The organism is Providencia sp. PROV223, assembly GCF_028479245.1.
Taxonomy (GTDB): domain Bacteria; phylum Pseudomonadota; class Gammaproteobacteria; order Enterobacterales; family Enterobacteriaceae; genus Providencia; species Providencia rettgeri.
This window is the reverse complement of record NZ_JAMPNG010000016.1, coordinates 41,321-55,341: the sequence shown is the minus strand read 5'-3', so window position 1 is coordinate 55,341 and position 14,021 is coordinate 41,321. Positions and strand designations below refer to the sequence as shown.

The 14,021-nt window shown below is 41.7% G+C and carries 10 protein-coding genes; 2 read left to right on the top strand and 8 right to left on the bottom strand.

From position 1 onward, the window contains the following. Positions 1–121 precede the first annotated feature (121 nt). From PR767_RS16375 to PR767_RS16350, 6 genes are all read right to left on the bottom strand, one after another. Entirely contained in the window at positions 122–1,072 is a 951-nt protein-coding gene (locus tag PR767_RS16375) for a carbamate kinase family protein (protein ID WP_110731485.1), read from the bottom strand. 76 nt (positions 1,073–1,148) lie between these two features. Continuing rightward, positions 1,149–2,711, bottom strand: a complete 1,563-nt coding sequence (locus tag PR767_RS16370; RefSeq protein WP_004266166.1) for a hypothetical protein — start codon at positions 2,709–2,711, stop codon at positions 1,149–1,151. A 251-nt stretch (positions 2,712–2,962) separates the two neighbouring features. Continuing rightward, entirely contained in the window at positions 2,963–4,378 is a 1,416-nt protein-coding gene (locus tag PR767_RS16365) for a DUF1116 domain-containing protein (protein WP_272520614.1), read from the bottom strand. Beyond that, complete coding sequence (gene fdrA / locus PR767_RS16360; RefSeq protein WP_109912346.1) at positions 4,378–5,928, bottom strand: acyl-CoA synthetase FdrA; 1,551 nt, start codon at positions 5,926–5,928, stop codon at positions 4,378–4,380. Before fdrA ends, PR767_RS16365 begins: the two co-directional genes overlap by 1 nt. After that, positions 5,918–6,841 carry a DUF2877 domain-containing protein gene (locus tag PR767_RS16355; protein WP_109912349.1) on the bottom strand — a complete coding sequence of 308 codons (924 nt, stop codon included), beginning with the start codon at positions 6,839–6,841 and terminating at the stop codon, positions 5,918–5,920. The genes fdrA and PR767_RS16355 overlap by 11 nt, the downstream gene beginning before the upstream one ends. 35 nt (positions 6,842–6,876) lie before the next feature. Beyond that, entirely contained in the window at positions 6,877–7,482 is a 606-nt protein-coding gene (locus PR767_RS16350; protein ID WP_109912352.1) for an ankyrin repeat domain-containing protein, read from the bottom strand. Between the two features lie 597 nt (positions 7,483–8,079). On the opposite strand from PR767_RS16350, the gene PR767_RS16345 reads away from it, so the two are divergent. After that, a complete protein-coding gene (locus PR767_RS16345; protein WP_109912354.1) occupies positions 8,080–9,012 on the top strand; it encodes a LysR substrate-binding domain-containing protein in 933 nt (310 codons plus the stop codon). A gap of 2 nt (positions 9,013–9,014) precedes the next feature. Here PR767_RS16345 and PR767_RS16340 read toward each other — a convergent pair whose 3' ends face one another. Next, positions 9,015–9,872 carry an alpha/beta hydrolase gene (locus PR767_RS16340; protein ID WP_042851465.1) on the bottom strand — a complete coding sequence of 286 codons (858 nt, stop codon included), beginning with the start codon at positions 9,870–9,872 and terminating at the stop codon, positions 9,015–9,017. Between the two features lie 61 nt (positions 9,873–9,933). Next, positions 9,934–11,988 carry a TonB-dependent receptor domain-containing protein gene (locus PR767_RS16335; protein ID WP_004266158.1) on the bottom strand — a complete coding sequence of 685 codons (2,055 nt, stop codon included), beginning with the start codon at positions 11,986–11,988 and terminating at the stop codon, positions 9,934–9,936. An 847-nt stretch (positions 11,989–12,835) separates the two neighbouring features. Between PR767_RS16335 and emrA the strand changes: the two genes are divergently transcribed. Next, positions 12,836–14,008, top strand: coding sequence for a multidrug efflux MFS transporter periplasmic adaptor subunit EmrA (gene emrA, locus PR767_RS16330; protein ID WP_272520613.1), 1,173 nt, complete (start codon positions 12,836–12,838; stop codon positions 14,006–14,008). The last annotated feature ends 13 nt before the right edge of the window (positions 14,009–14,021 follow it).

Sequence of the window (14,021 nt, the reverse complement as noted above, 5' to 3'; positions counted from 1 at the left end):
ATTTACTGCCGAATTTCCTGTTTTTAAGCGATACTTATCCACCCAGATCGTCATCAAACGATCTGAGGGATACTGCAGTTTGCGACGAACAAAAAATTCGCATGATCCAGATTATAGAAACTTACCCTTGAACAATATGGGTTCCGGTTTCACCGCGTAAAGCTTCTGGTAGTTTTTCAGGGGTGGTGATGATCACTCGTTTACCACCGTTGGCAATAAACGATAGGCTGGCTTCAATCTTCGGTAACATACTACCTGCTGGGAAATGGCCTTCTTCCATGTAGCGTTGCATGTCGCTGGTGGTGGTTTCGCCAAGTGCTTTTTGTTCAGGTTTGCCGAAGTGAATGCATACTTTTTCGACACCTGTGGTGATAATTAAAATATCGGCATTGAGCTCTTTCGCCAACAAGGTTGTTGATAGGTCTTTATCAATCACCGCATCAACACTTTTGTAGCCACCATTGCCGTTATCAATGACTGGAATACCGCCGCCACCTGCGGCAACCACTACATAATTGTGTTCTGTTAAGGTGCGGATCGCTTGTGATTCAACAACACGTTTTGGTTCGGGGGAAGCCACCACACGGCGATAGCCGCGGCCTGAGTCTTCAACAAAATGCCAGTTTGGGTTTTCTTGCTGTAATTGCTGAGCCTGTTGCCCAGTAAAAAATGCCCCAATCGGCTTGGTTGGCGCGCTAAAGTTTGGGTCATTTTTATCCACTTCAACTTGAGTCACTACGGTAATGGCTTGGCGGTTATGGCGTTTTGCTAGGACGTTAGTCAAAGCTTGTTGAACTAAATAGCCAATTCCACCTTGAGTATCTGCCACACAGTTAGCCAGCGGTGTTAAAGGTAAACCTTCGGTTTCATGAGCAATCTCAGCACGGCGCAAATCTAATCCAACTTGAGGTCCATTTCCATGGGTCAAAACAATGTTGTAATTACCTTCAAGCATGTCACTAATGTGGTGTGCAACTTCTTGAACGGCTTTTTCTTGAGCTTCGATAGACTGGCTGTTGTTATCTTTGATAATACTGTTGCCCCCGATGGCAACAACCACGAGTTCTTTCATTGTTAATGTTTCCTGAGACAGAGATTTAGCTGATAGTAGGTGTACAGCGCACACCTACTATAAAAGGTTGGCTTGGTTACACTGACTTACTGAGTTTCTCAGATTTTTCAGCTTGTTGTTCTTCCACCGATTTCCGGCTGTCTAAAAAGTGTTTGAGTACAAATAAAGCTGCCATCATGAGGTATGCGTAAACAAACATCAAGGTTGAACCAGTAGCAATTCCGACCGCTGGGGAGTGAATAATTCCGAAGAATACTAATATTGCTCCCGCGGCAGCAGCAATGGCTCCACGCAGTGGTTGATTGAGGATAGCAAAGATAGCAATACAGCCCCACAGCATACTGGCTAAAGGTGCTCCGTTACCTAAATGAACCAGACCTTGGTAATAAACCCCTTTGTGTAGCAAGGTTTCAACCCCAATCGCACTCGCAGAGGTGCCTGCTGCGCCCATAACACTATTAACCATCGTCAATGCCCAGTTAGCAATCCATGGGAATAGACAGATAAAGATAACGGGAACTTCAATTTTTGGTGTTTCTCGCACAACTTGGTTGGCGGTGACGACCCCGATGAATACCAATATCGGTACGATAGCGGTCATTGGAATGATAGCTAACATGAAGGCACCGATACCGAATAGTGGTACGATAAACATGGTGATACCGGATGCTAATGTATAACCCACGCTTGCTCCCATGGCTTTCCAACCTGCGTGACCTACGTAAACAGTGACAGGGAATGGGTTACCCATAAAACAGCCAACTGTCGATGATAAACCGTTAGCTAACATGACTTTACGCGTATTGTATTCATCACCTGCAGCATGCGCACTTTCGATATTTTCCAGGTCGAAGATATAGTTTGCTAAACCAAGTGGTACCGCTGATGCTAAGTAAGGCAGAGCGTGTGGCAGGCCTTGGAAGAAACTATCAATATGAATACCCGGTGGGTTGAAACCAAATGATGCCATTGAGTCTTTGATTGCTTCCGCACTTTGCAAGCCAGAAACCCATGCCAATACTGTACCGGCAATTAGCAGCAATAAGCCAGTTGGGATGCGAGCAAAAATCGGTTTTTTACCAAACCAGTTAATGAAAATTAATAACAGCACAATGAATGAAACCGTTGGGGCTTCAAACGCTTGCAGCATTGGGTTCATCGCCAGTAACAGTAACCCTAAACCGGACAAACAGGATAACAGTACGGTGCGTGGGATCATCTTACGGATGGTTTCACCTAAGAAAGAACCACCCACGAGGATCATCGACTCAACAAAACACCAAACCAGCGCGATTTGGATCGCAAATTCCGCATTCTGTGTGGTTTGGTAGACCGGCATGATAACTAAGAACGTCACTGTAAAGATAGAAGGCGCACTCGGCCCTGATGGTAAAGCGGTGACGTCATTGCGCCCGGTTTGCTTGATCATTTGCTGACCAAAGTAAGCATAGCTCACACTGGCAAGTAAAACAGCGAAACCAAAGGCGGGAGCGATACGACCGTAAACAATTTCAGATGGGATGCCGACAACGAAAATTAACAGGCCCATCATGGTGAGTAGGTTGGTTAGGTTGTTGGTCATTAAGCCGAAGTAGGCGGCCAAATCCCCACGTTTCCACTTGATTTTGAATATACTCATTTTAAGTATTCCCCTGTATACCCGTCATACTTTGAACCGCAGCGTTGTTGGCTGCATTCACTCGCCCTAGTCACATACTTATGTATGCTCCTAGGGTCTCGTTTACTTGCCGCCTAGCTGCAATTCAAATTATTTAGGGTATGTTCCTATATTTTGAGTTACAGCACTGTTTTTCAAATAAAATCAATCAGGGTATTCGTTTTATTTTTATTGCCCAACCGGAGTTGGGCGTCTTTTTTTATGGCTGAAAACTAAGCATATTTCTGTGCGTAAGACAGCATGGCCTTTTCAAAGCAATCAAACGGCGGGTGAACAATACCTGCGCCAATCATACCGATACCTGCATCTTTATGGGCAATCGCGGTGTTGATAACCGGTAGAATGCCGCTGGCAGAAACTTTTGTGATATCAATGGCGGTAGGGATACCCATAAAGCCCAATAATGGAATAGTGACATTCGGGTTTTCACCTAAGGTGATTTCACGCATTTGGCGAGAGAAATCGACCGCTTCTTCTACCGTACCACCAACCAGCGCAACGATGGCGGGTGCGGTTGCCATCGCAAATCCACCAATACCGTAGGTTTCTGTGATAGCGGAGTCACCGATATCTAAACCAGAGTCTTCTGGTTTGTAGCCCGCAAACATTGGGCCAATAACTTGCTGAGAAGGACCTGTGAACCATTGACCTGGTAACCCACTGATGCGTAAACCAAATTCATAGCCATTACGCGCCATGGTCGTAACAACGGTGCTGTATTCGATGCCGTGAGCCGCATCCATTGAGGCTTTACACATCGCCATCCACGTTGGGCCGGAGAAGTAATCGCTGCTTGCAACAAAATCAAACACTTCTTTTTGTTGTGCAACAGAGAAATCAGTTTGAATGATCCCTGTTGTAAGCGCTTGGATAAGTAAGGTTGTTCCTGCATTGTTACGGTTATGACACTCATCGCCCATATGCAGTGCTTGCGCAAGCATCAAACGTAGGTCGATTTCACCAACGATTTTCATTGCGTCGCGTAGCATTGGGCCTAAAACATCACGCATCCAATTTAAACGGTCGATGACGCTTTGGTCATTGGCACCCATGCGTAAGATTTTCGCCATTTGTTCGCTGAGGTTAGTGAACGCACGGTTACCATAGGTTTTGTTCTCAACAATGTGCATAAACATTGAAGCTGAAGTCACACCTGCCATCGAACCGACGCAATCATGTTCATGGCAAGGTGAGAAGATGATTTCACCGGAGGCCGCAACGCGCTCTGCATCGGCTAAATCTTTTGCCAAGCCTTCGAAAATTAGTGCACCAGTCACCGCACCTTTCATTGCGCCACACATATCTTTCCAAGCGACAGGTGGACCTGCGTGCAGAATAGTATTTTTAGTCATGCCGGGAACGACATTAATCGCTTGGTCGTAACCGATTAACACAGGTTGAGATTGAATAATACGCTCAAGGGCTTGGGCGTTAGCCGCCGCAATTTTTTCTTGTAGTGCGGCATTACCTTCAATTTGGTCAAGGGCGCGAATAACCGCAACGTTGCCTTGTCCTGGAGGTGTCCAGTTTAAATGCGTGACCGGAACATGTTGTTTTTTCAGGTCATCACTGAACATTTCGATGCCAACGTTGATGACATTTAATGGCTGCTTAAATAATGAAGTCATTATGCTTTCTCCCCTTTCCATACAAACTCACGCCCTAATAAACCGGTATTGGTGCTGCTACTTGCCCAGATGACTCCGGCATCTGTTAGCATTTTGACTTGCGCATCCATCGATGGGGTGTCTTGGTCAGTGCCCAGCACATAGCCTAAAATTTCTAATTCACGACCATCTTGTTTGGCGATGTTCTTCGCTTCTTTAATCGCATCAATCATCACGCCCACAGGGTCTTCATGAGAACCAAAGCCTAAAACGAAGTCCATCATAATGACGCCCACTTCAGGGTCGCGAGCTTCTTGCAGTAAACGTTCAATACGGTTAGTTGGGTCGATCATTGGGTGTGGTTTACCGTTGGTAAAGTCGTCATCACCAAAATCGAGGAAGGTGTGTGCAATACTTTTATTGAGGTCTTTTAAGCGATAGTCAGAGTTTGGCTGAATATTGCTGTAAACATCATCGTATTTTTCCAGCGCGGCAAACATGGCTTCGTCACATAGCGTTCCACCACAGAATAAGCCTCGAATGTATTTCTGCTCAGGCTTCAGTTTTGCTCTGACTTCATCAATTAGCGGTAAATTGAGCGGGTGTAAATCTAAATCTTCTTTGCGAATACCGGTTAATAGAACGGCTTTCAGTGCTGCTTCTTTGGTGCTTTGGGCGAAGGTTAAACCCGGTTTGTCTTCTGGTAGTGGTTGGCTACCTAAGAAACACACAACAACAGGTTTATGGCATTTTTCTGCTTGTTCTAGCACCTTTTTGGCTACGCTAGGGGCTGGTGGCTTAGAAATCAGAGCGATAACTTGGGTTTCATCATCGGCATCGAGCATTTTTAGGGCATCAATCATCATGATACCGCCAATTTTTTCGCTTAAATCGCGACCACCAGTACCAATTAATTGAGAAACACCTGCGCCAAATTCGTGAATACGGACGCTGAGCTCTTGGCTACCCGTACCGGATGCACCGATGATACCAATGCTGCCACGGCGTACATCGTTACCAAAGCACAGCGCAGTTCCGTTGATAATGGCAGTTCCGCAGTCTGGGCCCATCATCAGCAAGCCTTTCTTGCTAGCCAGCTGTTTGAGCGCGAGTTCATCTTCAATGGAGACGTTATCGGAAAACAACATAACGTTGAGGTCATTTTCTAAGGCAATGCGCGCTTCACGGGCAGCAAATTGACCGTTTACTGAAATGACGGCAAGGTTGGCATCTGGGATATGTGTTTTCGCTGAATTAATAGTGGCGTATTTAGCTTCATGCTGCCCGCCACCTTGGTTTTTCTTATTAAATAACTCTTCGATAGCAATTAATGTGGCTTCGTTGGCATCATCGCTTGGGCCTTTAATGACAATCATTAAATCGCCATTTTTGGCTTCTTCTAATTCAGGTGTTAGTAACCCTAAATTACGTAAAACGCCTTTGTTCATCTCTGTTGCCATCGCGACAAACGCTTGTTCGACATTGTCGAGTTGATTGGCTTTTGTCGAAATAGACATCAGTGATACGGAATCAAAATAGGTATTCTTTTTTATGACAACTTTAGTCGACATAGTTTTCTCCGAAATAATGGGTGATATACAGGGCATCTCGCAAGCCAAATAGCATGTCGCTGCCAGAACTCGACCCGATATTTAAAATCTCTAAAAATTGTGGATAAATATTGGTTTCTTTCGCATCAACTAATGATTGAATTAATTGCTGCATATTTTCGCGATATTCTCGGTTTAACGCTTTTTCTAATGTGATGGCACTGATTGGTGTCGTCTGGCCTAAGCTTTGGGTTATTCCCTTAAAAAATTCAGGGTAAAAAGTGGCAACCGGATGACCGATTAATAATAAAAATGCCATTAACCCAACTAAGTAATCATCTCCTGAAGGAGTTAGCCCGATACCCAATCCAACAAACTGGCGGATCACATAAACAATATTTTCTTTATTTTTCTTAATTATTGATTCAATCAATTCAGAGCGTAATTGAACCAATTGCTTCATCATAGAGAGATAAAAAAAGTTATCCCCCTGATATTTAAATAGAGAGCTTTTATTTTCAGTTAAGATTAAATCCAAACGATTTATTTGCTTTTCGATATATAATAAATAATTTGAATTTTTCAGTTTGTTATCGCTAAAGTTGATAACAGGTTGCCGCCATTCTTTACATAAAGAAAATGATAATAAATAATTATCACCAATCAATATTTCTTTATTTAATAAATTAATAGACTCTCCTTTTTTAATATTGAAAAGAGAAAAATTTTTATTTATTAATCGGCAACTATTTGGAGCATTATCTAATTGAGAACAAAGCAATGTATAAAGTGCATTATCAATAGAAAAGTTAATGGCTTTATTAAATACTTGTTCTATCGTTCCTTGGGGTGAGGGCTGATGCAACAGATTGAGAAATTGTGTATCAGCCGTTAGCCCGTATAACCTTTGCCGATGAGATATGGATGCGTTCACATGCCTCCTTATCTTATTTAGAGTCTATGATTTCGCTATGCCCCTGCTGCAATCAGTAACTCAGCAATCTCGCTGTAGCCTTTTTCATGTGCTAACTCTAATGGTTTTTTACCATATTTATCAGTCATATGAGGGTTCGCACCGTGGTCTAATAGTAATTTAACGATTTGCTGCTGTTTTTCGCCCCCATCGTTGAGCACGATAGCTTCTAATAGAGGGGTCCAACCAACAAAGTTGGTGTGATTGACATTAATATCGGTTTTTTCAAGTAGTTCGCGAACAATTTCCACGTGGCCTTTTTCACTGGCTGGTGTAATTCCCACACCACCAAAACGGGTTAATAAGTCTAAATTGGGTTTTGCAGGTAAGACAATGCGTAATAAAGTGAGGTCATTATTAAGACAGCTTAATAAAAAAGGGTTAAAACAGGTTTGGTCTTGTTTATTAATATCGGCCCCTGCATTAATGAGGAAAGAGACACATTCATAATGTTTGTTTAGGCTTGCATTAACAATCGCAGTGCGGCCTTGGCGGTTAGTGATATTAATATCCACACCTTTTTCGAGACAACTTTTTAATAACTCTAATTGTCCTTGTTCAGCTGCGGTTAAAAAATCGTGAGCGAGAGTACTGGCTGTCATCATTTCCCCTTAGGTTGGTTTATTGCTATCACCAACATAGATAAAGACAATTTAAAGATTATTTATGATGGTTAGAGCATAGCAATTGTCATTAATAAAAAGAATCCATTTAAATTTAATTCATCAATGGGGCATTTGATTATTGAATTTAATTCAATAATCTGGCTTTTTTGTGCGTGCGAGCATTCTTTTTTAGCGTTTTTTGATGATTTATGGCTATTTTGTGGTCCAAATTGTGTGATTTTTTTTGTTAATTAAAATCGAAAATCATGATTTACTCAGTTCTGTGATAGACATCAAATTGGAAGTTTTTAATTTGTTAAATTTGTAATTTTATTGATCGTGTCTGTATAGAATGTTAATACTTGGTTTGCCTATTTAATTCAATAATATTAGGTATTTCGAATATTAATAGTGACTTTAAAGGTAGGGTTTTTACTTGGGGAAAATGCATATCAAATTTAATCTATTCCAGTTGTTAATAATTCTGTTAAGCTATAAAAATATGCTCGAAAAATAATCTGATTTTTACGTTATTGAATTTTATTCACATAAAAACATGATTTGTCTAAATTTTAAACATTTTTGGCGGTGGGTATGAACTCAATTTTTACGGAAGAAAACTTACTGACTTACACAACAGCAGCGAAGTTTGCGAGTTTTAGTAAAGCAGCGGAAGAGTTAGGCGTGACCACCTCTGCGGTGAGTTATACCATCAAACGTATTGAAACCTATTTAGATGTCGCGTTATTTATTCGTAATACCCGTAATATTGAACTCACAGAAGCAGGGTATTATTTTTATCGTAAAGCAACCGACTTGCTCAATAATTTCCATTCCATTCAAAAAAGTATTTATTCTATTGAGCAGGGGATTGAAGCGCGGGTACGTATTTGTATTAATCAGTTATTATATACGCCGTATCATACCGCTAAGTTATTACAAATATTAAAAAAACAGTTTGCTACCTGCCACATCACTGTGACAACCGAGGTGTATAATGGGGTTTGGGATGCCATTATTAATAACCATGCAGATATTGCGATTGGTGCTCCGGGTACGTTGATGGATGGCGGTGGAATTGACTACACTGAAATCGGTGCGATTCACTGGCAATTTGCTATCGCAGCAACTCACCCATTGGCACTGATGCCAGAGCCCATCGCTGAGAGCCAGCTACGCCTTTATCCCAATATTATGGTGGAAGATACCGCGCATACCATTAATAAGCGGGTGGGTTGGTTGTTACATGGGCAAGAAGCAATTCAAGTGCCTGATTTTAATACTAAATGCCAGTGTCAGATATTAGGTGAAGGGATTGGGTTTTTACCCGATTATATGATCAAAGACCATGTTAAACATGGTTTGTTGGTAACAAAACAAATTCAGAACCCACGACAAGATTCCCATATGCTATTAGCCACACAACATTCAGCTACTGGGCTTGTGACGCAGTGGATCCGTAAAGAATTTGGCGAAAAGGGGGTTCTAGCAGAGCTCTACAGCGATCTCCTAAAACCCATCAATTAGTCTTATTGGCTAGCGACATCAAGGGCTTTATCGATAGCATCGGGGATCACTGAACCGTGGTTTTTGCCGTCGAATAACCTAAATTCACAGTGCCTTTGGTGGTTTGCAATCTCAGTGCAAACTTGGCGTGTGCTAATCCAACTTTTGCGCGCTTGGTAATTTTGCACTTGTTCAGCGCTCAGTTTGGATAAATCAGGGCTCTCTTCTAAACCGCCTAAAGTCACAAATAGGGGGGAAGCCGCTTGTTTCGCTGTCAGTTTCGCTAAATCTACCATACTTCCTTTACCCCACCATAATGACGGGCTGGCAGAAACATAAAACTGAAAATCATCCGGTTGTTGTTGGTACGCCATCAAGGTAAATAATCCACCAAATGAATGGCCAAATAGGGTTTGTTTGCTTTTATCAATAGGAAACTGTTTTTCTGCCCATGGGCGAATAGTGTCAGTTAAAAATTGGTATAGCGCAGGGGAACCGCCCCCTTGTTTAAATTCGTCACCCGCAACAGGGGGAGTATAGTCGTAGGTTCGCCATGCTTTTGGAAAGGCTTCGTCAATGGGGTAACCAATCCCAATAATAATCGGTAGTTTATCCGCTGGCAGCTTTTCAACTGCGCGATTAACCGCTTTGGGGTATAAACCATTACCATCAAGCATATACAGGATAGGGCGTTGTGCGGTGACATTATAGGGCACTGCACTGTAAATGCGCAGCGCACGGTCACCGTAAGTCATATCCGTTTGTTGGATATCATAAAATTGGCTGACTTGCTCGTCCATACTCGGGATAGTCTGGCTTGGGCGGGAAAATGCGGAACTGGTCATACACAGCAATATGCCACTTAATATGATTTTATTCATTTATTGAGTCTATTTAAGGGTTTTGAGGGTATACCTGAAACAGGCACACCCTCAGAGTTAATTAGAAGCTAACGTTAACGTTCGCCCAATAACGGCGTCCGTCTTCAACATCCCAGTTTCCATCAACTTTATCAATTTTAGGTCCTTTTTCATTACCAATATTTAGCACTGCAAAGTTCAGTTTGGTGTTTTTAAATAATTGGTAGGTTGCACCCACATCCATGGTGGTATAGCCACTACGATAGCGAGGTACTTTTGAGCCATTACGTTGTGCTGCCCACACCTGTTTTCCTTCATAATGCGCACGTGTGTATAAGGTTAGGTCTTCATTGAAGTTCCAATCCAATTTCGCATTAGCGATATGTTTTGGTGTTTTATCCAATGGATAGCCTTTTAAGGAAAGACCATTGCCTAATTTCTCATCATCACTTTTACGTTCTGAATCGGTGTATGTGTAATTTAGGTTGAGGTTCCAATCCTGTGCGATAGGAATGCCCGTTGCAACTTCAACACCTTTGATGTTCGCTTTACCCACATTGTCGTAGGTATATAACGTGAGATTAGGGTGGTTAGGATCGGCTTGATTAAGTGAGTAGCTAGTTAGCTTGTTTTTGAAGTCGGTATTAAAGAAGGTTAAGCTCGCATTAAAGCCAGATTCATGGTTATAGGCAATACTGATTTCTTCACTAACACTTTTTTCCGGTTTGAGGTCTGGATTACCGTAGATAATCCCGTTACCACCTTGGGTAGAGGTGCCATAGCCTTTACTGATTTCACGTAATGTAGGTGCGCGGAAAGCTGAAGAAACGCCCCCTTTAATGGTGATTTCATCGGTTAGGTAGTAAACAGCATAACCCCTTGGGTTCCAATGGTTACCATAGGTTTCGTGGTGATCTAAACGTAGGCCACCCGTTAAGATCAGATCATCTGTTGCGGTAAACTCATTTTCCACAAACAGTGCTGATTGATCGACTGACATACTGGTTTTTTCCATTACGCCTTTTGAAACCAAAGAGCTGTCTTTCAATTTAGAGTACTGGTATTGCCCACCAACGGTTAGGATATTGTCCGGCAGGAAAGCCACCACTTTTCCATCAACAACGGTGTTGGTGATTTCAGGTACGCGCGCCTCATAGCCGCCTTCCCAATGGCCTGTAGTTTGATTACGGTCTTGGGATTTTATTTTACGTTTGGTTTTTTCTTGGTAAACACTTAGCTCAGTATTAAAAGAATCCCACTCACCTTTATAAGTCAGAGCTGCATGGTTACGGTCGTTATGCCACTCTTCTTTAGAGTTATATTGCTTGTCTCCACCACGAATTTCATATTCAGCACCAGATTTACCTGGTGTCGATGTTTTCTCTTGAGTACTACGACCTGCTTCTAGTAAGAAGGTTTGGTTCTCTTGTGGTGTAAAGGTTAATTTAGCTGTTAAGCTGCGGTTATCACGCTGATGATGACCTTCTAAGATTTTATCTTCCTGACGGTAGTTACCACCACCATATAATTGCAGACCAAGTTTATCTTGAATTAATGGGCCAGACAGATAGAAGTTACCGTCAGTCGAGTTACCGCTATCACTGTTTTCTTGGATAATAGCCCCAGTGGTGACGCTGCCATGCCATTCATTAGTCACTTTTTTAGTGATGATATTGATAACACCACCCATTGCATCGGAACCATACAGGGAGGACATAGGTCCACGGATCACTTCGATGCGTTCAATCGCTTCGACAGGTGGCATAAAGCCTGCTTCAAAGCCACCGCTCCCATTAGGACGTGATTCACGGCTGTTTTGACGGCGCCCATCGACCAATATCAGCGTGTATTCGCCGGGTAAGCCACGGATATTAATATCTTGTTTGTTTGCAGCACCAACGACACTTACCCCTTCCACGTCTTTAACGGCGTCGGCGAGGTCACGGACAGGTTTATTTTGTAATTGGTCTGCACTGATCACGGTCACGCTAGCAGGAGCATCACGCAGTTGTTGCGAGAAGCCTGATGCACTGACGACCATGGTATCTGTTTTATTGTCTGCTGCTGTAGCGCTAAATGAAGATAAAGCCGCACAAACACCGGCGGCAATCAGGGTGTAGTGATATTGCGAAGTCATAGTTATCCCTAGTAAATATAAATGAGAATGATAATTATATTGTTTGCGAATATTATCACTAAAACATATCAAAAATAAATAATGAGCTAGCTAATTTATGAGCAATATTTGATCTCAGCTAAGAATTTTCACCTACGGTGTTTTCCCCTTTTACGATTTTTGTCAAGCTTAACGAAAAATTAAGGTTTAACTCTGGTTTATGGTGTTTGGTTGTGCGTGAATTTACTCTAGCGCTAGCATCTACTAGGGAAATTTGAGTTATATGAAACATACATTCAAAATTAGCCTGTATCCTTGGGGATAACCTCGTTAACCTAATGAATAATATTAAGTACTGGTAAAGAGATAAAAGCTGCCCGAAAGGCCAGCAATTACCAACGTACTTCGTTACTCTATTAAGCACCGTATTGAGTTTATTAATGTTGTATTGATGAGGACAAAAATGAAAATCGAGACAATCAGTGGTATTAAAAAGCAAGCGTCAGCCCGTGATCAAAAATGAAAACTCCAAGTTAAGAAATCATAAATATGGTCTAATAAATAGAAATATTCAATCAAAAAAAGAATATCAATAATTGAGTGACGGAATTTTTATCATAATAAATATCATTTGAACTATTTCATTAATTTTTATCGTTAATCTAATTAAGAATGAATTTCATTGTTTTGATAATAAACATTAATCTAATGTTGAACTCTGATTCCCTTTAATTATTTGTTTTATATCAATGAATTAATTTTTTTGTTGGAATTAATTTAATTGTAAATTATTAACTATTGCTTTATTACATATACTTCGTAAATATAGAGGGAGAATTAATATTGATTTCAGACCTTGAGAGTTATTATGAGTCAAGAAACCCATTCAGAAACACATAATCAAAAAACGACTAATGAAAAACGTAGAACAATATGGATAGTGATAGCCACAATAATTATCATTCTATTATTTGTCGCCTACGGTGTTTATTGGTTTTTAGTTTTACGCTTTCAAGAATATACCGATGATGCTTATGTATCTGGCTTACAGATCCCGATAATTGCGCAAACAACAGGTAATGTCACTCAAGTTAACTTTGAAAATACTGACTTGGTAAAGGCGGGGGATGTACTGGTTGTATTGGATAAAACGAATGCGCAATTGGCATTTGAACAAGCCAAACATGATTTAGCGACCACCATACGCAAAACCAAAGAACTGTATATCAATGGTGATGAGTATCAAGCGCAAATTCAAAAAAATCGTGTGACACTTGCGCAAGCGCAAAAAGATTATCAACGTCGTGTAGCTTTAGGCCGCAGTGGTACCATTTCGAAGGAAGACCTGCAGCACGCCCAAGAAGCTGTGCAACTTGCGCAGGCGGCTCTGGATATTTCTATTCAACAATATAATGCCAACCGCGCATTGTTGCGTAATACGGAGCTCAAAAAACAACCTGCAATTCAGCAAGCAGCTGATAGCGTACGCAGTGCGTGGATAAACTTACAACGTACTGAAATTAAAAGCCCAATGACGGGATATGTTTCACGGCGTAATGTTCAAGTCGGCTCTCAAGTCAGTCCGCAAAGTTCTTTAATGGCGATCGTGCCTGTTCAGCCTGTTTGGGTTGATGCGAACTTCAAAGAAACCCAATTAGAAAAAGTCCGTATTGGGCAACCCGTGACTATTAACAGTGATTTTTACGGGGCAGATATTGTTTATAACGGTACCGTGGTTGGGCTTGATATGGGAACTGGTAGTGCTTTCTCATTATTGCCTGCCCAAAACGCGACAGGGAACTGGATTAAAGTCGTACAGCGTTTGCCTGTACGTGTTGAATTAGACCCAGAGCAGGTGGCAAAACACCCGTTACGCATTGGGTTATCTATGAATGTCACCATCGATATTAAAGATCAAAATGGCCCTGTTTTAGCGGAAGTACAGCGTACAGTACCTGCATTTGAAAGTGATGTGTTGGTCTTAAACTTAAGTGATGTCGACCACATCATCGACACTATTATCAGCGATAACGCAGACTAGCTTGAAAGGAGCC